This is a genomic window from Pseudomonas sp. LB3P31 (genome assembly GCF_054897945.1).
This window is the reverse complement of sequence record NZ_CM142710.1, coordinates 2,863,045-2,887,247: the sequence shown is the minus strand read 5'-3', so window position 1 is coordinate 2,887,247 and position 24,203 is coordinate 2,863,045. Positions and strand designations below refer to the sequence as shown.

Genomic DNA, 24,203 nt, shown 5'->3' with positions numbered 1-24,203 from the left:
TGTATATACGAGTAGTAAAACTACAGATGAGCGGCTTGTGGCCTCCGGCTGCGTTGTGAGAATAATCGTTAAGGTTGGTCTTTTGCCAACCGAAAAAGGTGAAAGCTTGATGATCGCTGCCAACATTGAAACAATTTCAGCTATTTATAACCTTTGTTCGACAGTCGATCAGGTAGTGGCTTTTCGAAATTCACTACATGCAGCGCGTTCCACGCCGATCAAGGATAGACCATGAGCCTCCCAGCGCTTGCCGAACTGCCCGCCGTTCTCCTGCCATTTGTCACCCGCGCGGAGCAGTCGTTCCGTGCTGCCGTTGAGGCACTCGATGATGAACATGGCCTGTCGGCGTGGACCGCTGAACGCTGGGCGCAGTTTGCCCGCGTAACCGCCGCCAGCGACTTCGTGATTGAACAGAGTGTGCGTGACCCTTTGATGTTGCTGGGGCTGGTGCAGTCAGGTGAACTGGATCGGCATTTCGCCCCGGGCGAATTGTGCGCGCAAATCGCTGCGGCGGTGAACCTGAGCGAAACCGAAGACGAGCTCGGGCGTGCCTTGCGCCGCCAGCGCACCCGCCATCAGGTGCGCATCATCTGGCGCGACCTGACGCGCCAGGCCGATCTGGTGCAGAGCTGCCGCGACCTCTCGGACATGGCCGACGCCAGCATCGATCAAGCCTATCAATGGCTGTACGCGCGCCATTGCCAGCAGTTCGGTGTGCCCACCAGCCGGCGCAGTGGCGAACCGCAGCAGATGGTCATCCTCGGCATGGGCAAGCTCGGTGCGGTGGAGCTGAACCTCTCTTCGGACATCGATCTGATCTTCGCCTATCCCGAGGGCGGGGAAACCGTGGGCGTCAAACGCTCGCTGGATAACCAGGAATTTTTCATCCGCCTGGGCCAGCGCCTGATCAAGGCCCTGGACCCAATGACGGTCGACGGTTTTGTGTTTCGCGTCGATATGCGCCTGCGGCCCTACGGCTCGGCGGGTGCATTGGTGCTGAGCTTCAATGCGCTGGAGCAGTATTATCAGGATCAGGGGCGCGATTGGGAGCGTTACGCGATGATCAAGTCGCGGGTGGTGGCTGGAGATCAGGTCGCTGGTGCGCAACTGCAGGAGATGCTGCGGCCCTTCGTCTACCGTCGATACCTGGATTTCTCGGCAATCGAAGCACTGCGCACGATGAAGCAGCTGATCCAGCAGGAAGTGCGGCGCAAGGGCATGGCCGACAATATCAAGCTCGGCTCCGGTGGGATCCGCGAGGTGGAGTTTATCGCCCAGGCTTTCCAGCTGATCCACGGTGGTCGCGACCTGAGCCTGCAGCAGCGTCCACTGTTAAAGGTGCTGAGCACCCTGGAAGGCCAGGGTTACCTGCCGCCAGCGGTGATCAGCGAACTGCGCGAAGGCTACGAATTCCTGCGTTATACCGAGCATGCTATCCAGGCGATTGCCGACCGTCAGACCCAGATGCTGCCTGATGGCGCGCAAGACCAGGCGCGTATCGCTTTCATGCTGGGCTTTGCCGACTGGCCAGCCTTCCATGAACAGCTGATGCACTGGCGCGATCGGGTGGCCTGGCACTTCGGTCAGGTGATTGCCGATCCGGACGAGGAGGAAGGCACCGAAAGCGAAGTGGTGGTCGGTGGTGAATGGCTGCCGCTCTGGGAGGAAGCCCAAGACGAGGAGGCCGCCTGCCGTCAGCTGGAGGAGGGCGGTTTCGCTGATGCGACCAAGGCCCTGAAAGCCCTCGCCAGTTTGCGCGGCAGTCCGCAGCTGCGCGCCATGCAGCGCCTTGGTCGCGAGCGGCTGGATGCGTTTATTCCACGGTTGTTGGCCCAGGCGGTGGAGCACGCCAACCCGGATCTGGTGCTGGAGCGGGTGCTGCCCTTGGTGGAAGCCGTGGCGCGGCGCTCGGCGTATCTGGTGTTGTTGACGGAGAATCCGGGGGCACTGCGCAGGCTATTGACCCTGTGTGCCGCGAGCCCGTGGATCGCCGAACAGATCACCCGCTTCCCGCTGCTGCTCGACGAGCTGCTCAATGAAGGTCGGCTGTTCAAGCCGCCCTTGGCCCCGGAGCTGGCGGCAGAGTTGCGCGAGCGCCTGACGCGAATTCCCGAGGATGACCTGGAGCAGCAGATGGAGGCCCTACGGCATTTCAAGCTGGCGCACCGCTTGCGGGTTGCCGCCTCGGAAATTGCCGGCAGCCTGCCGCTGATGAAGGTCAGCGACTACCTGACCTGGCTGGCCGAGGCCATCCTCGAGCAGGTGCTGGCCCTGGCCTGGCGCCAGACAGTGGCCAAATACGGCACGCCACTGCGCACCGACGGCACTTTGTGCGATCCCGGCTTCATCATTGTCGGTTATGGGAAAGTCGGCGGGCTGGAACTCGGGCATGGTTCGGACCTGGACCTGGTGTTTATCCACGACGGCGATCCCCAGGCGGAAACCGACGGGGCGAAATCCATCGATGGCGCGCAATTTTTCACCCGGCTGGGCCAGCGGATCATTCACTTGTTGACGACTCAGACCAACTCCGGCCAGCTGTATGAAGTGGATATGCGCCTGCGACCGTCCGGTGCGTCGGGCTTGCTGGTGAGTTCGCTCGGGGCGTTTTCGCGTTATCAGGAAAACGAGGCCTGGACCTGGGAGCATCAGGCGCTGGTGCGGGCCCGGGTGCTGGTAGGCAGCCAGGATGTCGGCCAGGCATTCGAGAAAGTGCGCGCCACGGTGCTGGGCAAGGCCAGGGACCTGCCGACCTTGCGTCAGGAGGTCAGTGAGATGCGTGCGAAGATGCGCGATAACCTTGGCAGCAAGAGCACGGCGGCCGGCACCGGGGCAAATGCCTTCGAGGCCACGGCGCCGTTCGATCTCAAGCAGGACGCCGGAGGTATCGTCGATATTGAATTTATGGTGCAATACGCGGCCCTGGCGTGGTCGCAAACGCACCCGTCATTGCTACGCTGGACCGACAATATACGTATTCTGGAAGGGCTGGAGGAGGAGGGCTTGATGCCCGCCAAAGATGCCAGTCTGTTGCGCGAGGCCTATAAAGCCTACCGCTCCGCCGCCCACCGGCAGGCCTTGCAGAAAGACGCCGGGGTGATTCCCGGCGATCAGTTCGTGGATGAACGACGGCAGGTATTGCGGATCTGGCGCGAGCTGGGGCTAAGCTGATTCACGAGGCGGGGAGGCGTATGCCTCCCCGGTTCGTTTTTGGAAACCACATGAAAATTCTGATCGTTGGGCCCAGTTGGGTCGGTGACATGGTGATGGCGCAGACACTTTTTCAGTGTCTCAAGCAGCGCCACCCGCAATGCGAAATCGACGTCCTGGCGCCCGAGTGGAGCCGGCCAATCCTGGAGCGCATGCCCGAAGTGCGCCAGGCCTTGAGCTTTCCGCTCGGTCATGGCGCGCTTGAACTGGCGACCCGGCGGCGTATCGGCAAATCCCTGGCCGGCCAATACGACCAGGCGATCCTGCTGCCCAACTCATTGAAGTCGGCGCTGGTGCCGTTCTTTGCCGGCATCCCGAAACGCACCGGCTGGCGTGGCGAATTTCGCTACGGCCTGCTCAATGACGTGCGCACGCTCGACAAGGAACGTTATCCGCTGATGATCGAGCGCTTCATGGCCCTTGCGTTCGAGCCCGGCCTGGAGCTGCCCAAGCCTTATCCGCGACCGACCCTGCAGATCGATCCGGTCACCCGCGAAGCGGCGCTGGCCAAGTTCGGCCTGACCCTCGACCGTCCGGTGCTGGCGCTGTGCCCCGGTGCCGAGTTCGGCGAATCCAAGCGCTGGCCCTCCGAGCACTATGCCAAGGTCGCCGAAACCAAGATCCGCGAAGGCTGGCAGGTCTGGCTGTTCGGTTCGAAAAACGACCACGGCGTGGGTGAAGACATCCGCGCCCGGCTGATTCCCGGCTTACGCGAAGAGGCGGTGAACCTCAGTGGCGGTACTTCCCTGGCCGAGGCCATCGACCTGTTGTCCTGCGCCGACTCGGTAGTGTCCAACGACTCTGGCCTGATGCACGTGGCCGCTGCGCTGAACCGTCCGCTGGTGGCGGTCTACGGCTCCACTTCACCGGGATTCACGCCGCCGCTGGCCGAGCACGTCGAAATCGTTCGCCTGGGCATCGAATGCAGCCCGTGCTTCGACCGTACGTGCCGTTTCGGCCATTACAACTGCCTGCGTCAGCTGATGCCGCAAGCCGTGAACGAAGCCTTGCAGCGATTGCAGGGCACTGTGGTCGAGGTCAATTAATTTGCGGGTCCTGCTGATCAAGACTTCTTCGCTCGGCGACGTGATCCATGCGTTGCCGGCGCTGACCGACGCGGCCCGGGCGATTCCCGGCATTCAATTCGACTGGGTGGTAGAAGAAGGCTTCGCGGAAATTCCCACCTGGCACCCGGCGGTGGGCAAGGTGATCCCGGTCGCGATTCGTCGCTGGCGCAAGAACATCTGGCAGACCATCAAGAGCGGCGAGTGGAAGCGCTTCAAGCAAAGCATCCGCGCGGCAAAATATGATCTGGTGATCGACGCCCAGGGCCTGTTGAAAAGTGCCTTGCTGACCCGCTATGTCAAGGCGCCGGTAGCCGGCCTCGACAAAGGCTCGGCCCGCGAGCCGATCGCCGCACGCTTTTACAATCGGCGCCTGGCGGTTGCCCGCGGCCAGCATGCCGTGGAGCGGGTGCGCCAGTTGTTCGCTATCGCCTTGGGCTACGACTTGCCCAAAGGCCTGGGCGACTATGGCCTGAACGTCGAGCGCCTGGTCGAGCTGCCGCGCAAGAATCCCTACGTGCTGTTCCTGCACGGCACCACCTGGGACACCAAGCATTGGCCCGAAGCCTATTGGCGCGAGTTGGCCGAACGCGTGGGTTACCTGGGTGTTGGAGTAAAGCTGGCTTGGGGCAACCCGGCCGAGAAGGCGCGGGCCGAGCGCATCGCCAAAGACATGCGCCACGTTGAAGTCCTGCCCAGGCTGAACCTGGCGGGCGTCGGCAAGGTGCTCGCCGGCGCGCAGGCCTGCGTGGCGGTGGACACCGGCCTTGGTCACCTGGCGGCCGCGCTGGACGTGCCGACATTGTCGTTGTTCGGCCCGACCAACCCGGGCCTGACCGGCGCCTACGGCAAATCGCAGATTCACATCGCCAGCGACTTCCCGTGCGCGCCATGCCTGCAGAAGAAATGCACTTATCAACCGACTGCCGAAGATGCCAGCCGGTTTGACCTGAAACGCGAATGGCCGCTGTGCTTCACGCGTTTGAATCCCGAGCGTGTCGCGACCCGACTGAGCACGTTGTTACTGGCTGAGGAGCTGCGCTGATGCAATTGGCATTCGTCTTGTACAAGTATTTCCCATTCGGCGGCCTGCAGCGCGACTTCATGCGCATCGCGCTGGAATGCCAGCAACGCGGTCATCAGATTCGCGTCTACACGCTTATCTGGGAAGGCGACATTCCCCCGGGCTTCGAAGTGCTGGTGGCGCCGGTCAAGGCGTTCTTCAATCATCGGCGCAACGAGAAACTCAGCGAGTGGATGGAGGCGGACCTGGCCAAGCGTCCGGTGGACCGCCTGATCGGTTTCAACAAGATGCCGGGCCTGGACGTCTACTACGCCGCCGACGGTTGCTTCGAGGATAAGGCGCAGAACCTGCGCAACTCGCTGTACCGTCGCTGGGGCCGCTACCGGCACTTCGCCGAGTACGAGCGCGCCGTGTTCGCCAAGGACGCCAAGACCGAAGTCCTGATGATTTCCGAAGTCCAGCAGCCACTGTTCATCAAGCATTACGGCACGCCGCTGGAGCGCTTCCATCTGCTGCCGCCGGGTATTTCCCAGGACCGTCGCGCACCGGCGAATGCCGCCGAGGTTCGCGCGCAATTCCGTGCTGAATTCAATTTGAAAGACGATGATCTGCTGCTGGTGCAAATCGGCTCCGGGTTCAAGACCAAAGGCGTCGATCGCAGCCTCAAGGCGCTGGCCGCGTTGCCCGCCGATCTGAAGAAGCGCACCCGGCTGTTTGTAATCGGCCAGGACGACCCCAAGTTATTCCAGATGCAAAGCGCAACTTTGGGCCTGGGCGACAACGTGACGTTTCTCAAGGGCCGCAGTGATATTCCGCGTTTCCTGCTCGGGGCCGACCTGTTGATCCACCCCGCTTACAACGAGAACACCGGAACCGTGCTGCTTGAGGCGGTGGTCGCCGGCCTGCCGGTGCTGGTCACCGCGGTCTGTGGTTATGCCCATTACATTGCCGAGGCCGACGCCGGGCGAGTGCTGGACGAACCTTTCGATCAGGCGCAGTTAAACCAATATCTGGCCGACATGTTGAACGACGATCAAGCGCGGGCGGCCTGGAGCCGCAATGGCCTGGCCTTCGCCGAGACGGCCGACCTCTACAGCATGCCGCAGCACGCGGCCGATGTGATTCTGGCGGAGCAGGCTAAATGAAGTTGATACTGGCTGAACCGTTCAAGAGCCTCTGGGCCGGACGCGATCCTTTCACCGAAGTCGAGCGTCTCGAAGGCGAGGTGTACCGCGAGCTTGAAGCGCGTCGCACCTTGCGCACTGAAGTCGACGGCCACGGATTTTTCGTGAAGATCCACCGCGGCGTGGGTTGGGGTGAAATCTTCAAGAACCTGCTCACTGCCAAGATGCCAGTGCTCGGCGCCGGCCAGGAATGGACGGCAATCCAGCGTCTCAAGGAAGTCGGCGTGCCGACCATGACGGCAGTGGCGTACGGGGAAAAGGGCAGCAACCCGGCGGACCAGCATTCGTTCATCGTCACCGAAGAACTGGCGCCGACCGTCAGCCTCGAGGATTTCAGTATCGATTGGGTGAAGAGCCCTCCGCTACCGAAACTCAAGCACGCGCTGATCGCCGAAGTCGCGCGGATGACCGGCATGATGCACCGCGGGGGCGTCAACCACCGCGACTGTTATATCTGCCACTTCCTGCTGCACACCGACAAGCCGGTGACGGCTGACGACTTCAAGCTCTCGGTGATCGATCTGCACCGGGCCCAGACCCGCCCAGCGATCACTCAGCGCTGGCGCAACAAGGACCTGGCCGCGCTGTACTTTTCAGCCCTGGACATCGGCCTGACCCGCCGCGACAAAATGCGCTTCCTGAGAGGTTACTTCCAGCAGCCACTGCGGCAGATCCTGGGTCAGGAAGCTGCTTTGCTCGCCTGGCTCGAGGGCAAGGCCAACAAGCTCTACGATCGTAAACAGCGATACGGGGATGCGCTCTGATGTCGGGTTGGAACCTGGAACCGGCCTACAGCGAACTGGCCGATGATTTTGGCAGTCTTGAGGCAGTTTTTGCGCTGCAGGGCGAGCGCCTGACCCATGATCCACTGTCTGAGGTGATCCGCGTCGAACGCAACGGCGTCAATTACTACGTCAAGCGCTACGTCGGCGCCGGCAAAGGCCTGCGGCGTTACCTGGGCAAACCACGGGTCAAGGCCGAGTGGCAGAACCTCAAGCGCTTCGCCAAATGGGGCATTCCCACGGCCGAAGTGGTGGCGTGGGGCCTGGAGCGGCGCGGCGCGGCGTATGATCGTGGCGCGATGATCACCCGGGAGCTGCCGAACACCGAAGACTTGTCGGTGCTGGCCGAACGGCATGATCCCAAGCTAGCCGATCGCGCCTGGGTCGACCTGGTCAGCCGCCAGTTGGCCGGCTACACCCGGACCATGCACGATCACCGCTTCACCCATAACGATTTGAAGTGGCGCAACCTGTTGATTGACGATCAGGCCCGGCTGTTCCTGATCGATTGCCCGAACGGCGACTTCTGGCGCGGCTTCTGGCTCAAATACCGCATCACCAAGGACCTGGCGTGCCTGGACAAGGTCGCCAAGTATCAGCTGTCGGCCACCCAGCGCCTGCGCTTCTACCTGCAGTATCGCCAGCGTGATCGTTTGAATGACGCAGACAAAAAGCGCATTCGCCACGTCGTGAGATTTTTCGAGGGTCGCGAATGACTGATTTTCTCGCCGCTGAAGACCGTGCGTTACTTGAACGCCACGGTCTGGGCAACTTCGATGCACTTTGGGCCAAGCAGCTGGAAGCGGTGGACGAGCCGAACACCGCGCGCGGCGGCTGGAGCAGTGTGTTTCGCCTGGACCTCGAAGGCCACGGCTATTACCTCAAGCGCCAGAGCAACTACCAGATGCGCACCCTGCATGCGCCCTTTGGCGAGCCGAGTTTTGCCCGCGAGTTTCGTAATATCAGCCGCTACGAAAGCCTGGGCATTCCGGCGTTGAAAGCGGCGTTTTTTGGTCAGCGCAAAGTCGACGGTGAAGTCCGCGCGATTTTGCTGACCCGTGCGCTGGATGGCTGGGATGACCTCGATTCGCTGTTGCAGCGCTGGTCACAACTCAGCGAGCCGGATCATTCGGCGATCATCCGCGCCTGTGGTCTGCTTGCCCGGCGTCTGCACGGCGCACGTCAGGTTCACGGCTGTTTCTACCCCAAGCACATTTTCCTGCAGACCACCGCCAGCGGCTATCAAGCCCAACTGATCGACCTGGAGAAGACCCGGCCATTGCTGTTGGGGCAGCGCGACCGGGTCAAGGATCTCGAGCCACTACTGCGCCGCGCGCCCCAATGGACTGACGCCCAGCTGCGCGAGTTGCTGGCGGTATATCTGGAGCAATCGGTGGACAGTTCGCTGATCGACAACTGGTTACTGCGACTGAACGCACGACGCGGCCACAAGGAGACGCGCTGATGCGTTTGTCCGAATTGAAGAGCGCCGGCCGCAACCCGGGCCTGCCACTGAGCATTTCACTGGCCGATGCCGCCGGGCCTGCCGACTTGCAGTTGCTCAGCTTGCTGCGGGTGCTGCCAGGGCAGCGCTATGTGGGCGCAGGTGTGTGGCGGGGTCGCCCGGTGCTGGCCAAGCTTCTGGTGGGCGGCAAGGCGTCGCGGCACTTCCAGCGCGAACTCAATGGCGTGCGTTTGCTCGCCGATCAAGGCCTGACCACGCCGTTGCTGCTCGCTGATGGCTTGAAGGAAGGCGAGGGCGGCTGGCTGCTGTTCGATTTCCTTGAGGAAGCGCAAAGCCTCGGTGATGCCTGGCAACAGGTCGAGGACTTGCCGATGCTGGCGGATGCGCAGTCGGCGGTGTTGGCCGATGCGCTGGGGGCTATAGGCCAGTTGCACCGCAAAGGCCTGTGGCAGGAAGACCTGCACCTGGACAACCTGCTGCGTCAGCGCGGCCGACTGTATTTGATTGATGGCGCGGGAATCTGCGCCGAGACGCCGGGGCAGCCACTGTCGCGGCAAAAAGTTCTGGAAAACCTTGGGGTGTTTTTCGCCCAGTTGCCTAAATCCCTGGAGCCGTTCACCGAAGAACTGCTGGTGTATTACCTGCTGAGCAATGGTGAGCACGCCTTGCCCATGGAGGCGCTGCAGAAGCAGATCAACAAGGTCCGCGCCTGGCGCCTCAAGGACTATTTGATCAAGGTCGGACGTGAGTGCACGCTGTTCAGCGTACAGCGCGGTGCGTTCGGCTTGCGGGCGATCCGGCGCGAGGAAGAGGCAGCGATGCTGCCGGTGCTGGAAGACGCCGATGCTTTGCTGGATCAAGGTCAGCTGTACAAGACCGGCGGCGCGGCGAGCGTAGGAAAAGTCGAGGTTGACGGTCGCAAGCTGGTTATCAAGCGTTACAACATCAAGGGGTTTGCTCATTGGTTGAAACGCTTCTGGCGCCCGAGCCGTGCCTGGCATTCGTGGCGCGAGGGCAATCGCCTGGCATTTCTCGGTATCGCTACGCCCAAACCGTTAGCAATGCTGGAAAAACGCTTTTTCTGGCTGCGCAGTAAAGCGTACCTGGTGACCGAGTACCTGCCGGGACCGGACATCATCGAGCGGTTTGCCCCCTACGTTGAAAGCGGTGAGGCGCCCGAAGCGGAGTTACTGGCACTGGATCATCTATTTGCCGAGTTGATTGGCGAGCGAATCAGCCATGGCGATTTCAAGGGGCATAACCTGTTCTGGCATGAGGATCGCTGGGCGCTGATTGATCTGGACTCGATGTGCCAGCACGGTTCGCTGGGCAGTTTTGCCCCGGCCTATGCACGGGATCGGGCGCGGTTCATGCGTAACTGGCCTGAGAGCAGTGCGTTGTATCAGGTTATCGATCGGCGGCTGCCCAAAAATATAGTCGGCGCTGCCTGAATTGCTATCGCGAGCAGGCTCACTCCTACAGGGTGAGTTTGTGCGATTCGCCGGACAGGTTCTTGTGAAATGTCCTACATGATCTACAGAGGCCATGAACTGTGCCCTGAGCCGCCGCGATGCTAACTTGCCTGACGTTCACGCAGGGCAGGTTTGATCATGAAAAGGGCTGTTGCAATCGGGGCATTGTCATTCGCTTTATCGGGCTGCGGAACCGCGATGACGGTGTTGCAGGACGATGCCGATGCCGCTCGTAATCTCAGGAAACAGAAAACCAACTGTCAGTCCATTCCACGGGTCTACAGCGGCCTGGCCTATGACTTTTGCGTGTTGAATGCGCCGCCCGACCCTGGTGGCTTTCTTGTGCCGTTCCTGCTGCTGGACTTACCCCTGTCAGGCGTCCTCGACACCATTTCCCTGCCGTACACCATTTACCGGCAGGTGACCGAGGGCAATATCAGTATTTACTGGAGGCCTTAGATGATCAGCGGCCGCAGGGCTTTCCAGTGCTTCATCGTCACGGGCTAATACGCACTGGGTCATTCCCGCCACGTTTACGCTATAATCCCGCCCTTTAGCTGTCTCTCGCCGCTTGCGAGGGCACATCAATTTTTTGAGGCGCATCGCGCCTGAATGCAGACTAAAGAGGCTAGACCCCTGTGGCATTGACGATTCTTGGCCTGTCCGGCGCCCTTAGCCATGATCCTTCCGCAGCCTTGTATATCGACGGCAAGCTGGTCGCGGCGGCTGAGGAAGAGCGCTTTGTACGCGATAAACATGCAAAGAACCGCATGCCCTACGAATCGGCGAAGTTCTGCCTCGAACAGGCCGGCATCAAGCCATCCGATGTCGACGTGGTCGCGATTCCGTTCGCCCCGATCAGCCTGTTTGGCGCGGCCCGCTGGCACTACGCCAAGCGTTACTGGTACGCCCCGGACCGCGCACTCGATGCGATCCTGATGGGCAACCGTCGCTACAAGCGCTATCGCAACAAGATTGTCTGGTGCCTTGAGCAACTGGGTTTCGATCCGAAGAAGATCAAGATCGAGCCGGTCGAGCATCACCTGGCCCATGCATCCAGCGCCTACCACTGCTCCGGCTTCAAGGAGAAGACCGCGATCCTGGGGATCGACGGTAAGGGTGAGTACGCCACAACCTTCTTCGGTTATGGCGAGAACGGCAAGATCCACAAGATCAAGGAATTCTTCGATCCTGATTCGCTCGGCGGCCTGTATGGCGCGATCACCGAGTTCCTTGGTTTCGAGATGCTCGACGGTGAGTTCAAGGTCATGGGCATGGCACCTTACGGGGATGCCAGCAAATACGATTTCTCCCGCCTGGCTTCCTTCGAGAACGGCGAGCTGGTGATCAACACCGACTACGCCAACGTGATCGGCCTGCGTCGTTATAAAGAGAAAGGCAAGGGGTTCTATTTCTCGCCGAAACTGATCGAGTGGCTGGGTCCGAAGCGCGAAGGCGACATCGCCGACGAGCCGTACATCCACTACGCCGCGAGCATGCAGGCGCTGTTCGAGAAAATTTCCCTGCAGATGATCGACCACTACCTGGGTGATGTGCTCAAGGAAACCGGCAAGCTGGCGTTCGCCGGCGGCTGTGCGTTGAACGTCAAGTTGAACCAGAAGATCATTGCCCGCGACGACGTCAAGGAACTCTTCGTGCAGCCGGCGTCCGGCGATGCCGGTACCGCAGTGGGTGCCGCAGCTTATGTGTCCCACGCCCGTGGCGTACCGGTTGAGAAGATGGAGCACGTCTACCTCGGCCCGTCCTACTCCAACGAAGACGTAGTGGCAGCCTGTGCCCGTCACCCGAGCAAGCCGGTGTGGCGCAAGCTCGAGAACATGCCGGAAAACATCGCCAAGATCATGGTTGATGGCAATCCGGTGGCCTGGTTCCAGGGACGTATGGAGTTCGGTCCGCGCGCACTGGGTGGTCGTTCGATCATTGGTTGCCCGAGCGCCACTGGTGTGGCTGACCGCATCAACCACCAAATCAAGTTCCGCGAGCGCTGGAGGCCTTTCTGCCCATCGATGCTCGACACCGTTGCACCGCAGATGATCAAGATCGATCACCCGGCGCCATTCATGACCTTCACCTTTGAAGTGGCTGAAGAGTGGAAGACCCGCGTGCCGGAAGTCGTCCACGAAGACGGTACGTCCCGGGCCCAGGTGCTCAAGCGCGAATACAACCCGCGCTACTACGACATGATGAAGGCGCTGGAAGTGCTGACCGGCAACGGCGTGTCGTTGAACACCTCGCTCAACCGTCGTGGCGAACCGATGATCTGCTCGCCGACCGACGCCTTGAACATGTTCTTCGGTTCCGACCTGCAGTATCTGATCATGGAAGACATTCTGGTGGTCAAAGAGGGCGCGGACGCATATGACACGCTCGGCTGAACGCCATGTGCTGCAGTTCTGTCACGGCTATGACGGGCCGTTTCTGGACTGCGCCCGGCAGTACGCCAGCCTGTTCGCGGGGACCGGATATCGGGTGACCACGGTGTTCCTCACCGGAGTCGCCGATGCCGAGGTGGCCGCGGGCTGTGCTTCCGATGAAGTGTTGTTCATGGAGTACAGCTCGAAGGCCATTCGCGGCCTGAAGCTGGGAGCCATCGGCGATCTGCGCAAGATCGCCGCTTCGCGCAACTTCAGTTTGTGCATCGCGCACCGTTTCAAGCCTATTTATATCGCCTTGCTCGGCACCTCGTTGCCGGTGATTGGGGTGCACCATGCGTTTGGCGACTACAAACGCGGTACCCGCAAACTCTTTGCCCATATTTTCCGCAAACGTTTGAGCCTGCTTGGTGTTTCCGATGCGGTGCGTGACGACATGCGTCAATGCCTGCCGAAATGGCCGGCCGCGCGGATTCAGACGCTCTATAACCGGATCGACGTGCAGGCGTTGCAGGACAGCCAGCTTTCAAGGCAGGTAGCCCGGGAGAGCCTTGGCTTGTCGATGGACGCATGGGTCGTCGGTAACGTCGGGCGCCTGCATCCGGACAAAGACCAGGCCACGCTGTTGCGCGGGTTTGCTGCGGCTTTGCCGGGTTTGCCGGCGAACAGCCAGATGGTCATCCTTGGCACCGGTCGCCTGGAGCACGAACTCAAGGCGCTCGCCCGTGAGTTGGGGATCGGAGACCGGGTATTGTTCCTCGGCCAAGTGCCCGAGGCCCGGCGTTATTTCCGTGCGTTCGATGTGTTTGCCCTGAGTTCCGATCACGAACCTTTCGGCATGGTGTTGCTGGAAGCCATGGCCGCCGGGGTCCCGCTGCTTGCGACTGCGGCAGGCGGGGCCAAGGAAGTGGTCGAAGGAGTCGGCATCCTGTTTCCATTGGGGGATGCCGAGCATTTGGCTCAAGGCCTGCAGCATCTGGCCGCAATGGACGATCAGCAGCGCTGCCAGTGTGCCGAGCTGATGCTCGAGCGCTTGCACGAGCGCTTCTCCGATCGCGCGGTAGGTGACGCCTTCTGGCGTCTGCCGCGTGTTACCGAACTGGCACCGAGGGGCTGATGTTCAACCGACTTCAAGGCTGGCGCGAACGCGGCTGGGCAGTAATCGATGCCCGAGCCTATACCGACGCCTGGCATCGTTATGGCGGCAGCGTCGCCACTCATCCGCTGGTTGTGGAACGGCTGGCTCAGATGGCCGACATCCCGGTGCGCTACCTTGGATGGGAGCAGCAAGGTGAAGTCAAGGCCGCAATTCCCACATGGGGTCGCGACCTGGCGCTGTCCAAGGATGTACTCAAGCGGCGCGGTAAAAAAGGCCTGTTTGATCTGGGCAATGCCGAACTGATCCTGCCGGCCGCAGCCGAAGCCCAGGCGCCGCTGCGCCATCGGGCGCGGTACCTGTCGGCGTTGAGTGAAGGCCGATTTACCGGCATCAAGCTTCAGGCCGAGCAACTGGCCATGGCCCGCACTCCCGAAGAATTGTCGAAGAAATTCCGCTACAACCAGCGCCGCGAACTGCGCCTGCTTGAAGAAGCGGGCGGCGTCGTGCGCCCGGTTGGCGATTTTTCCAGCAGCGAACTGGCAGCGATCTATTGCGATCTGTTCCAGCGGCGCTGGGGTTTTCCGGCCACGGGTGCCAAGCGCATGGCCGAGGTCATTGAGCTGCTGCGCGAGTTGTTGATTGGCTCGGTGATCTTTTTGAATGACGCGCCGATTGCGATTCAGCTGGTGTACCGCGTAGAAGCTCCAGAATGGATCAGCGTCGAGTACATCAACGGCGGCGTCGACCCTCAAACCCGCGAGTTCAGTCCTGGCAGCGTGCTGAGTTTTCTCAACACCCAAAGTGCCTGGGAGCATGCCCGGGCGCTCGACAAACCCTTGCGCTTCTCCTTCGGCCGCGCCGATCGAGAATACAAGGATCGTTGGTGCAACCCCGTACCGGTGTTTACCGTATGAACCAGCCTGTCAGCCGCAAACAGCAATTGCTCAAACGCCACCGACGCAACAAGCGCCTGGGCCTGATCATCGCCTTGCTGGTGTTGCTCGCCATCGGCCTGCTGGTGACCTGGTGGCTGCCGCTGGTGGTTGCGGTGCTGGGCTGGATAGCCCACGAAGCCTGGTTCGCCGACCACCTGTTCTATTCCCCTGGCGACGATTACCAATACAGCTTTCCACCGTACACCCAGCAGCCCAAGGTGCATCTGGACGGTGACCGTCTGCGCCTGGACGAGGGTGTCATGCTGGTTGATGACGCCACGCTGATCCTGGCGCTACGGATAAAAAGCACGTGGCTGGGGCGGTTTTTCGATCCTGTGGTCGAGTTGGCGGGGGGCAGCAATCCCGATCGCCAGGCCTTTGAGCGCGGCGTCGATGGGCTGCGCTATCTCAATCTCAGTGGTCAGGCGGCGGTGCTGTCCCGGGGCGAGCTGCGCCTGCGAGGACACTTCTGTCGATTGCTCGGTGAGCCGGTGCTCTGGGCGTTCGAGTATCCGGACTATCGCAACAAGCGGGTCATGGTCGTCGCCCCCCACGCCGACGACGCCGAGCTGGCGGCTTTCGGCTTGTACAGCAGCGCCGAGCAGAGCTGGATCGTGACCGTGACCGCCGGCGAAATTGAGGCAGGGCATTACCAGCAGATGGGCCTTGACAGTGTCGAAGCAGCCCGCCTCAAGGGTTCGCTACGTGCATGGGACAGCATTGGCGTGCCCTTGTGGGGCGGTGTGCCGCAGGAGCGTTGCATCCAGCTGGGGTATTTCTGCCTGCAATTGCCAGCCATGCAGGATGCGCCGGCCCTTGCGGCGGCGTCCCGTGAAGCGCAACTGGGCGATACCCGCTACTTCCGCCGCTTCAATCCGTTTGCCCTGCGCAGCGACGCCGATGGCGCGCCTACCTGGAACAATCTCCTGGGAGACCTGCACGAGCTGATCGAGCGCATTCAGCCTCAGGTCATCGTCCTGCCGCATCCGCGCTTCGATCCCCATCCGGACCACCAGTGTTCGCAACAAGCCGTGATGGAAGCGCTGGACGCCACCCGCTGGCAGCCTGAAACCTTGTTGTACTACGCCAATCACCTGCACGATAACGATCGCTGGCCAATGGGTGAAGCGGGCACCGGCGTGGCGTTGCCGCCGCAGCTTGCGGCCGACGAACCCATGCGTCCCTGGGCACTTGGCCTGTCAGCCGAGCAACAGTGCCACAAGGCAATGGCGCTGGGCATGATGCATGACCTGCAGCCGCGAATGCCGCTCAAGCGGCTGCTGCGGCGCGCCATCCAGCGCTGCCTGGCGGCCAGGCGCTGGCCTGCTTATGGGGAAAACGAGTTTTTCCGCAAAACTGTGCGCCGTCATGAATTGTTCTGGGTGCAAGAGCCGTCTGGAAAGAGAGAAACCAATTGAAAGTTCTGTTCCTGGTGCAGAAAGAGCAGCGAGCGATCCTGGATCGTCTCTACGACGGTATCGCCGAGCATTGCGACTGCGACAAGCGAGAATTGACCAGCGCGGAGCAGGACGACCTGCGCGGGTATTTCCGCAAGCATGTCGATGTGACCCAATACGACCGCATCGTGTTTTTCCTGCGCTTCAAGAAGGAAATCAGGCAGGTTCGATTTATCCAGACCGTGCCCAACCTGGTGTTCCTGGAGCATGACGCCTACCAGAATTACATTCCGTGCAAGTACACCGGCAAGTTCAGCGCCCATTACCGTAAATTGCCGTGGGTGCGGGTGATCAGCTCGGGATACGTGGTATCCCAGCGTCTGCGCGAGGAAGGTTTTGATGCGGTGTTCGTGCCCAAGGGCTACGACCAGACGCTGTTGCAGGACCAGGGGCGGGAGCGGGACATCGAACTGGCATTCGTCGGCAGTACCAACAGCGTTGCCTACAGCGGGCGCAAAGCCTTGCTGGATGAACTGGGGCGCGTTGAATCGCTGGTAGTGACCCGGACCAAGTCCGGCGAAGAATATTGCGATACGCTCAATCGCATCCGTTTTTTCGTCAGCGCCGACGTGGGCATGGGCGAGTTCATGATCAAGAACTTCGAAGCCATGGCCTGCGGTTGTGTGTTGCTGGCGTATGACCAGGGCGAGGCCGAGAGTCGCGCGCTGGGTTTGCAGGACATGCATAACGTAGTGTTCTACCAGACCATTGCACAGCTGCAGGAAAAGCTGGCGTTGCTTCGCGCCGACCCGGAACGGGCCCGCAATATTGCGCGCAATGGCCGCGAACTGGTGGTCGCCCAGCTCAGCTTTGCGCGTATAGGCCAGCGTATAGTCGAAGAACTCAAGCCGACGTTACGCCCGCGTGCGCCCCTGAGTCTGGTGGAAAAAATGCGCCTGAAGTTGGGCGTTTGACAAGGGCCGGTCAGCCATTGATATTGCTGGCACTTTGACTTAAATCGAGAATCTGGTGCAGTTTTCAACAGAAAGTAACATCACATTGGTGGTCACCAGCTGTGGCCGCCTGGACCTGCTCAAAATTACCCTCGAGAGTTTTGACCGGTTCAATACCGCCCCTATCCGCGAGGTCTTCATCACTGAAGACGCCGGTGACGAAGGAGTGCACTCGGTTATTCCTGCCGGGTGGAAGGATCACTGCACGGTCTTCGTCAATCGCCCGAAGCTCGGCCAGTTGGCTTCCATCGACCTGGCCTACGAGCACGTCACCACGCCGTACATCTTCCATTGTGAAGACGACTGGGAATTCTATCGCCCAGGTTTCGTGGAAGACTCCCTGGCCATTCTGCAATTGCGTCCGGAAATCCTCCAAGTGTGGATGCGCAGCTATATTTATGATCTGTGCGTGCACAGTCCGTACATTCGTCTGGGTACGCGGGAGTTCATTGGCGGCGTGGCGTGTTACCCGCTGATCTCCGACAAACCGGAATGGCAGAGCTTCTCGCTGAACCCGGGGCTGCGCCGGATCAAGGAATATCAGCTGTGCGCGCCCTACGCCTCGCACGACGGGGAAAAGGCACTGTCCAAACGTTACGCGCAGCTGAACCTGACGGCAGTCACGCTGGAAGGCGACGCGGTTCGGCACACGGGCTTCGGCCTGCACGTGCAGACTTCGGTCGAGCGCGAGCGCAAGGCGCGTCGTAGCCGACGCGAACAGATCAAGTTTGCACTGTCTCTACTGTTGGGAGTCTGCATTGGCTGGTTCATCAATTAAGTGCACCAGGACATACCCCACCAGATCCCTGCATCGGCGTGCGACGTTATGAGCATTCTCAACGTCATGTGGTCGGGTGGTGCGCCGTTTGCCTCGATTCACAAGGTTCATCAGCAGATCCTGTCCCAGGCCGGCGAGATGCCGGTCAAGACCTGGCTGTTGCAGGGAGGCGCCTCCGACTGCGGTGTAAACGTAGCCGGCGCCAGGGAGTGGAACCTGTCCTCCGCACAGTTGAAAGGTCGGCACTTCTGGCGGCTGACCAGACCCTGGATGCAGGCCGGCTTTCACAAAGCGCTGGTGGAGAGCCAGGCCGAGCTGTTGCTGCTTGACGGCCTTGGCGTCGCACGCACCTTGTTGCCCCTGCTGAAGAAGCTTCCACATGTACGCGCCATCGTGATTTTTCACGGTTCCACGCGCCTGCGTGCTGAAGACCGGGCGCTGTTTCAACATTTCACGGCCGCTCAGCTGACGTTGGTCGCGGTGTCCGGCACGCTGGCGAACAAGCTGGGCCAGGATCTGCAGTTACCGATCCTGACGCTGCGCTCCGCCTTCGACCCTTTGGCCTTTCGCGCGGAAGTCTTCTCGCGTGAGGATGCCCGGGTGCGCCTGGGGCTGCCGCTGGACGCGACGTCGGTATTGGGTGCGGTTGGTCGGCTGGAAGACAAGAAAGGTTTTGCCTGCCTGCTCGACGCCTTTGCGCTGGCGTTGAAACAACGCGCGGACCTGCGCCTGGTGATTATTGGCGAAGGATCCAACCGCTCAACGCTGCAAGCTCGTATCGACAGTCTGGGTTTGGCCAAGAGTGTTTCGTTGATGGGGCACCTGAACGACGCCGCGCAGCTTTACCGCGCTTTCGACTGGGTCGCGATCCCTTCCTTGAGCGAAGGGCTCGGGCTGATCATGCAGGAGGCGGTGATGGCGGGCGTGCCGGTGATGTCCAGCGAGCTGCCAGTGTTCCGCGAACAGCTGAATGACCACGGCGTGTATGCCGCCGCCGCCGACGTCAACGCCTGGAGCGCGGCAATCTTAAGTGCGTTCAACGAGTCTGCGTCGACGGTCGCGGCGAGTCAGTACCGAGAGCTGGCACCTGATCAGGCCTGGCTGGATTTCAGTCTGGCTGCCCGCACATTGTTGTCATGAAAGTAAAACGGCCCGTTCGAGTGCTTGCATTGGAAAGCTCTCGTTCAGGTTCTCCCGTGCAATATAGCGCGCGAAGTGTTGCAAGTTGCGTTTGACCAGATGCTTTGGTAGCGGCGCACGGACAAAACGCATGTCTGCGACATCAATCAAACCCATGCGGTTGTCTGGCGTCACCACGATATTGCCCAGGTGCAGCGAGCGAAAGTAAATCCCCGATTTGTGCAGGCTGCGTATCAATTCAGCGAGCGCGGGCAAATTCCGCTGCCAGTCGAAGCCCTCTTTTGCCGCAATCTGGCGCAGGGTTTCACCTGGCAGCGGTTCGTAAAGCACTGCGGTCATGCCTGGCGCTTGCAGTCGAAAGAACTGCAGCACCTTGAAGGTCGGCACGCCGAGCTTTTGCAGTTCAAGGGCATTGTCGATGAAACGTTTCGAGTACGGACGAAACATTGCGGAAGAAAATAGTCGCTTGCGCCTGAATAGTTTGAGGATATTCCCATCCTGCAACAGGTAGACTTTCGGACCGTAGCTGTCAGCCTCCAGTACTCGGGCGCCTTCAATCATCTGATTTAAAGCGTCTTGCGGAAGTCGGGAACATTGCATCGTAGAAAGCCTTGTCGGAATAGCGGGGCACCGTGGCGGGCAATGATGCCGAAAAGTTTCAGTTTTAACCATGCCGGGTGAGGCAGGGTGAACTATCCAAGGAGCAAATCGATGCAGGAAACACGCTGGGCGCAACTATGGATGTCCGCAGGGCTGATCTGGTTTTTGCTGGCCATTGCCGTAGCGCCTACCAACAAGGCCTATCAGCAGGGGCTGGTGGTTCTGCTCTGGCTGCCGGCTCTGGTGTTCGCCTGGCCTGCACGGGCTCGACTGAAAGAGCTGGTGTCTGAACAGCGCTGGATCTACCTGCCGCTGCTGGGATTACTGGCCTGGTCGTTGATAAGCCTGATGTGGACCGGCGCCGAGGACCCTGCCCGAGAGGCCAAGCGCCTGCTGTACATCATCGTATTCCTGCTGTTCTTTCCGATATTGGCCAATGGTCGACCGGACCGCGTGGTCCGCCTCATGCAATGGGGAGGCTTCGGGCTGGCGTTGACGGCGCTGGCTGCCGTGATCAGGTTCTACGGCATCAATGGCAACACCTGGATTGCCCGGCTTGAGGGTCTTGGAGAATTGTCGCACCCGATCCTTGGTGGCTACGTCATCGGACTCGCCGCCGTGTGGCTTGTACTTTGGGTGCCGCGCGAGCGCTGGATGCAAGGCATCTGGGTAGTCGCGCTGGGCCTGTTGGGCGCATTTGTAGTGATGAGCCAGAGTCGCGGCGCAGCATTGGCGTTGTTCTTTACCTTGCTCGCCATGCCGATCTGGTGCCGGGATCGGCGCAGTTGTGTTGTCGCAATTTGCGCGCTGGCGGTGGCGGTGCTGGCATTCTGGTCTTTGCAGTCACTGGTGCTGGCACGCGGTGCGTCCTATCGCCCGGAAATCCTGGTGGCCAGCTTGAACATGATCGCCGAGCACCCATGGCGTGGGCTGGGACTGGGAAGTGACTATAAGGTGTTTGCCGAGGGCATATACTTCGACCACGCCCATAATCTGTTCAGCCATGTCGCGATCGAATTGGGCCTGCCAGGCCTGCTTCTGTGGTGTGCGGTCTGGTTCGGAGTTCTGCGACAAGCCTGGAAAGTCCGCGAGACGCTTTACGGCCAAGGGATTCTCGGCATCTGGGTGTTCTCGACCCTGGCGATGCAGTTTGACGCAGCCAGCATGAGTGGAACGCCCCGGGCCGAGTGGTTCATCAGCTGGCTACCGATCGGATTGGCCAGTGTTTTGGTATGGGCTCGGGCCAACACCGGTGCCTGTGATAAAATTTTGCGTTCTACCTAACTAGTGAGCTCTACGATGAGTGACGCACCGCCCAAAGCGGGACAGGACTCCAGCCTGAAAATCTATCTTCGGCTGTTGGGGTACGTGAAACCCTATGTTGGCCTTTTCCTGGTGAGTATCGTCGGCTTCGTGATCTTTGCGTCCACCCAGCCGATGCTGGCGGGGATTCTCAAATATTTCGTCGATGGCCTGAGCAACCCTGAAGCGGTGCTCTTCCCTAACGTGCCTTACCTGCAGGACCTGCAGTTGCTGATGGCCGTGCCGTTGCTGATCATCCTGATCGCTGCCTGGCAGGGACTGGGTTCGTTTTTGGGCAACTACTACCTGGCGAAGGTTTCGCTGGGGTTGGTGCATGACCTGCGCGTCGAGCTTTTCAACAAGCTGTTGGTGTTGCCCAATCGCTACTTTGACACCCACAACTCCGGGCATCTGATCTCGCGCATCACCTTCAACGTGACCATGGTCACCGGTGCGGCCACCGACGCGATCAAGGTCGTGATTCGCGAAGGCCTGACCGTGGTATTCCTGTTTGCCTACCTGTTGTGGATGAACTGGAAACTGACCATCGTGATGCTGGCGATCTTGCCGGTGATCGCGTTCATGGTGGGTAACACCAGCAAGAAATTCCGCAAGCAGAGCAAAAAGATCCAGGTGGCCATGGGGGACGTGACCCACGTGGCGTCCGAAACCATCCAGGGCTATCGCGTGGTACGCAGCTTTGGCGGCGAAAGCTATGAAGAGCGCCGCTTTGCCGAAGCCAGCCAAGGCAACACCGACAAACAGCTGCGCATGACCAAGACCGGTGCGGTTTACACGCCTATGTTGCAGTTGGTCATCTATACCGCCATGGCCGTGTTGATGTTCCTCGTGCTGTTCCTGCGTGGCGACGCTACGGCGGGCGACCTGGTGGCGTACATCACGGCGGCGGGCCTGTTGCCCAAGCCAATTCGCCAACTGTCGGAAGTCAGCTCGACCATTCAGAAAGGCGTGGCCGGTGCCGAGAGCATCTTCGAGCAACTGGACGTCGAGCCCGAGGTTGATAGCGGTACCGTCGAGCGTGATCGCGTTAGCGGTTACCTGGAAGTGCGCAACCTGAGCTTCACCTATCCGAACACCGAACGTGAGGTGTTGAAGAACATCAGCTTCTCGGCCGCACCTGGGCAGATGATCGCCCTGGTAGGGCGCTCCGGCAGCGGCAAGTCGACCCTGGCCAGCCTGATTCCGCGCTTTTATCACCACGATACCGGCGAAATTCTCCTGGATGACGTCGAAATCGAAGACTACCGCCTGCGCAACCTGCGCCGGCATGTGGCGCAGGTTACGCAGCACGTGACCCTGTTCAACGACACCATTGCCAACAACATCGCCTACGGCGATCTAGCCGGCGCCCCGCGTGCCGACATCGAGAAGGCCGCCACTGATGCTTATGCGATGGACTTCATCTCGCAGATGCCGGAAGGCCTGGATACCCAGGTCGGGGAAAACGGCGTGCTGTTGTCCGGTGGTCAGCGCCAGCGCCTGGCGATCGCCCGGGCACTGTTGAAGAACGCACCGTTGTTGATTCTCGATGAGGCGACCTCGGCACTCGATACCGAATCCGAACGCCATATCCAGGCAGCCCTGGATCAGGTCATGAAGGGTCGTACCACGCTGGTGATTGCTCACCGCCTGTCGACGATCGAGAAGGCTGACCTGATCCTGGTCATGGACCATGGGGAAATCGTCGAGCGTGGCACCCACGCGCAGTTGCTCGCGCAAAATGGCTACTACTCGCGCCTGCACGCCATGGGGCTCGATACTCCGGTGGAAAATATCGCCTGAGCCAGACCGGGGGGCGAAAAACGATGTCTCATTCGGTTGCAGCCGTGGCGCAAGCCCACGGCAACCCTGTGTTAATATCGCGCCCCTGTTCATTTTGTATGTGGGTTGCTCCATGAAGTTGTCCATGCCGCGATTCGATCAAGCCCCTGTCTTGGTGGTCGGCGATGTCATGCTCGACCGTTATTGGCATGGTGGTACCTCACGGATCTCTCCGGAGGCGCCGGTACCAGTGGTCAAGGTCGAGCAAATCGAGGACCGCCCGGGCGGTGCCGCCAACGTTGCGTTGAACATTGCCGCTCTCGGTGCCCCAGCCTCCCTGGTCGGCGTCACCGGCGACGATGAAGCCGCCGACAGCCTTGCCAACAGCCTCCAGGGTGCTGGCGTGCGGGCATTGTTCCAGCGCATCGCGCACCAGCCGACCATCGTCAAGCTGCGGGTCATGAGTCGTCACCAGCAATTGCTGCGTATCGACTTCGAAGAACCCTTCGCCACTGACGCCCTGGCGTTGGGTGAGCAGGTCGACGAGCTGCTTGAAGGCATCAAGGTGCTGGTGTTGTCCGACTACGGCAAAGGCGCATTGAAGAACCATCAGGTGCTGATCCAGGCCGCCCGTGCTCGTGGCATTCCAGTGTTGGCCGACCCCAAGGGCAAGGATTTCTCCATTTACCGTGGGGCAAGCCTGATCACGCCGAACCTCAGCGAATTCGAAACCATCGTGGGTAAATGCTCCGATGAGCATGAACTGGTGACCAAGGGCGCGACCCTGATGCAGGAGCTCGATCTGGGCGCTTTGCTGGTGACTCGCGGCGAGCATGGCATGACCTTGTTGCGCCCGGATCATCCGGCGCTGCACCTGCCAGCGCGGGCACGGGAAGTGTTCGACGTGACCGGTGCCGGTGACACGGTGATTTCCACCCTGGCGGCCGCGATCGCGGCGGGCGAAGAACTGCCTCACGCGGTGGCCTTGGCCAACCTGGCCGCGGGTATCGTGGTCGGCAAGCTGGGTACCGCCGCCATCAGCGCCCCGGAACTGCGCCGCGCGATCCAGCGCGAAGAAGGCTCCGAGCGCGGAGTGCTGGGCCTTGAGCAGCTGCTGCTGGCAGTTGACGATGCGCGCGCGCACAAAGAGACGATCGTGTTCACCAATGGCTGCTTCGACATATTGCATGCCGGCCACGTGACTTACCTCGAGCAGGCGCGAGCCCAGGGCGATCGCCTGATCGTCGCGGTCAATGACGATGCTTCGGTGAGCCGTTTGAAAGGACCGGGGCGTCCGATCAACAGCGTCGACCGGCGCATGGCGGTGCTCGCAGGCCTGGGCGCGGTGGACTGGGTGATCAGCTTCTCCGAGGGCACGCCGGAAAACCTGCTGCGCGAGGTCAAGCCGGACGTGCTGGTCAAGGGCGGGGATTACGGGATCGAGCAGGTAGTTGGCGCGGACATCGTCGCTGCCTATGGCGGCACCGTCAAAGTGTTGGGGCTGGTTGAAAACAGCTCTACTACGGCGATTGTCGAGAAGATCCGCAAGTCGTAGGAGCCTGC

The 24,203-nt window shown here is 60.7% G+C and carries 20 protein-coding genes; 19 read left to right on the top strand and 1 reads right to left on the bottom strand.

Translation table 11 applies throughout. The features are described from left to right. Positions 1–231: 231 nt before the first annotated feature. The 16 genes from glnE to ACYZTK_RS13045 all read left to right on the top strand — a co-directional run bounded on the left by glnE (position 232) and on the right by ACYZTK_RS13045 (position 18,956). Positions 232–3,171 (top strand): bifunctional [glutamate--ammonia ligase]-adenylyl-L-tyrosine phosphorylase/[glutamate--ammonia-ligase] adenylyltransferase, encoded by a 2,940-nt coding sequence (glnE, locus tag ACYZTK_RS13120; RefSeq protein ID WP_462014823.1) that lies wholly within the window; start codon positions 232–234, stop codon positions 3,169–3,171. Between the two features lie 50 nt (positions 3,172–3,221). Then, positions 3,222–4,256 (top strand): lipopolysaccharide heptosyltransferase II, encoded by a 1,035-nt coding sequence (waaF, locus tag ACYZTK_RS13115; protein ID WP_462014822.1) that lies wholly within the window; start codon positions 3,222–3,224, stop codon positions 4,254–4,256. Position 4,257: 1 nt separating this feature from the next. Beyond that, positions 4,258–5,319, top strand: coding sequence for a lipopolysaccharide heptosyltransferase I (gene waaC, locus ACYZTK_RS13110; RefSeq protein WP_462014821.1), 1,062 nt, complete (start codon positions 4,258–4,260; stop codon positions 5,317–5,319). Next, positions 5,319–6,443, top strand: a complete 1,125-nt coding sequence (locus ACYZTK_RS13105) for a glycosyltransferase family 4 protein (RefSeq protein WP_462014820.1) — start codon at positions 5,319–5,321, stop codon at positions 6,441–6,443. The genes waaC and ACYZTK_RS13105 overlap by 1 nt, the downstream gene beginning before the upstream one ends. Next, the gene (rfaP, locus tag ACYZTK_RS13100; protein WP_462014819.1) at positions 6,440–7,246 is read left to right on the top strand and encodes a lipopolysaccharide core heptose(I) kinase RfaP; all 807 of its coding nucleotides are present in this window, start codon (positions 6,440–6,442) and stop codon (positions 7,244–7,246) included. Before ACYZTK_RS13105 ends, rfaP begins: the two co-directional genes overlap by 4 nt. Then, complete coding sequence (locus tag ACYZTK_RS13095; RefSeq protein ID WP_462014818.1) at positions 7,246–7,980, top strand: lipopolysaccharide kinase InaA family protein; 735 nt, start codon at positions 7,246–7,248, stop codon at positions 7,978–7,980. Before rfaP ends, ACYZTK_RS13095 begins: the two co-directional genes overlap by 1 nt. Next, positions 7,977–8,729 carry a lipopolysaccharide kinase InaA family protein gene (locus tag ACYZTK_RS13090; protein WP_462014817.1) on the top strand — a complete coding sequence of 251 codons (753 nt, stop codon included), beginning with the start codon at positions 7,977–7,979 and terminating at the stop codon, positions 8,727–8,729. The genes ACYZTK_RS13095 and ACYZTK_RS13090 overlap by 4 nt, the downstream gene beginning before the upstream one ends. Beyond that, on the top strand, positions 8,729–10,180 hold the full coding sequence (locus ACYZTK_RS13085) for a lipopolysaccharide kinase InaA family protein (RefSeq protein WP_462014816.1): 1,452 nt from the start codon (positions 8,729–8,731) through the stop codon (positions 10,178–10,180). The genes ACYZTK_RS13090 and ACYZTK_RS13085 overlap by 1 nt, the downstream gene beginning before the upstream one ends. A 153-nt stretch (positions 10,181–10,333) precedes the next feature. Next, a complete protein-coding gene (locus ACYZTK_RS13080; protein WP_462014815.1) occupies positions 10,334–10,660 on the top strand; it encodes a YceK/YidQ family lipoprotein in 327 nt (108 codons plus the stop codon). Between the two features lie 179 nt (positions 10,661–10,839). Continuing rightward, on the top strand, positions 10,840–12,597 hold the full coding sequence (locus tag ACYZTK_RS13075) for a carbamoyltransferase family protein (protein WP_462014814.1): 1,758 nt from the start codon (positions 10,840–10,842) through the stop codon (positions 12,595–12,597). Beyond that, a complete protein-coding gene (locus ACYZTK_RS13070) occupies positions 12,581–13,711 on the top strand; it encodes a glycosyltransferase (RefSeq protein ID WP_462014813.1) in 1,131 nt (376 codons plus the stop codon). The genes ACYZTK_RS13075 and ACYZTK_RS13070 overlap by 17 nt, the downstream gene beginning before the upstream one ends. Further along, positions 13,711–14,607 (top strand): antimicrobial resistance protein Mig-14, encoded by an 897-nt coding sequence (locus ACYZTK_RS13065; RefSeq protein ID WP_462014812.1) that lies wholly within the window; start codon positions 13,711–13,713, stop codon positions 14,605–14,607. Before ACYZTK_RS13070 ends, ACYZTK_RS13065 begins: the two co-directional genes overlap by 1 nt. Then, complete coding sequence (locus ACYZTK_RS13060; protein WP_462014811.1) at positions 14,604–16,046, top strand: PIG-L deacetylase family protein; 1,443 nt, start codon at positions 14,604–14,606, stop codon at positions 16,044–16,046. The genes ACYZTK_RS13065 and ACYZTK_RS13060 overlap by 4 nt, the downstream gene beginning before the upstream one ends. Then, a complete protein-coding gene (locus ACYZTK_RS13055; RefSeq protein WP_462014810.1) occupies positions 16,043–16,999 on the top strand; it encodes a glycosyltransferase family protein in 957 nt (318 codons plus the stop codon). Before ACYZTK_RS13060 ends, ACYZTK_RS13055 begins: the two co-directional genes overlap by 4 nt. A gap of 55 nt (positions 17,000–17,054) precedes the next feature. Beyond that, positions 17,055–17,816, top strand: a complete 762-nt coding sequence (locus ACYZTK_RS13050; protein WP_462014809.1) for a glycosyltransferase family 2 protein — start codon at positions 17,055–17,057, stop codon at positions 17,814–17,816. A gap of 48 nt (positions 17,817–17,864) precedes the next feature. Next, the gene (locus ACYZTK_RS13045) at positions 17,865–18,956 is read left to right on the top strand and encodes a glycosyltransferase (protein WP_462014808.1); all 1,092 of its coding nucleotides are present in this window, start codon (positions 17,865–17,867) and stop codon (positions 18,954–18,956) included. Here the strand turns inward: ACYZTK_RS13045 and ACYZTK_RS13040 are convergent. After that, positions 18,951–19,517: a BUD32 family EKC/KEOPS complex subunit gene (locus ACYZTK_RS13040; protein ID WP_462014807.1), complete on the bottom strand. Its 567-nt coding sequence runs from the start codon at positions 19,515–19,517 to the stop codon at positions 18,951–18,953. The two genes, ACYZTK_RS13045 and ACYZTK_RS13040, sit on opposite strands and share 6 nt — an antisense overlap. A 150-nt stretch (positions 19,518–19,667) precedes the next feature. Here ACYZTK_RS13040 and ACYZTK_RS13035 point away from each other — a divergent pair, with 150 nt between their 5' ends. The 3 genes from ACYZTK_RS13035 (at position 19,668) to hldE (ending at position 24,195) form a co-directional block, all read left to right on the top strand. After that, the gene (locus ACYZTK_RS13035) at positions 19,668–20,840 is read left to right on the top strand and encodes an O-antigen ligase family protein (RefSeq protein WP_462014806.1); all 1,173 of its coding nucleotides are present in this window, start codon (positions 19,668–19,670) and stop codon (positions 20,838–20,840) included. Between the two features lie 15 nt (positions 20,841–20,855). Continuing rightward, positions 20,856–22,661 (top strand): lipid A export permease/ATP-binding protein MsbA, encoded by a 1,806-nt coding sequence (gene msbA, locus ACYZTK_RS13030; RefSeq protein ID WP_462014805.1) that lies wholly within the window; start codon positions 20,856–20,858, stop codon positions 22,659–22,661. Positions 22,662–22,773: 112 nt separating this feature from the next. After that, positions 22,774–24,195, top strand: coding sequence for a bifunctional D-glycero-beta-D-manno-heptose-7-phosphate kinase/D-glycero-beta-D-manno-heptose 1-phosphate adenylyltransferase HldE (gene hldE / locus ACYZTK_RS13025; protein ID WP_462014804.1), 1,422 nt, complete (start codon positions 22,774–22,776; stop codon positions 24,193–24,195). Positions 24,196–24,203: the final 8 nt, after the last annotated feature.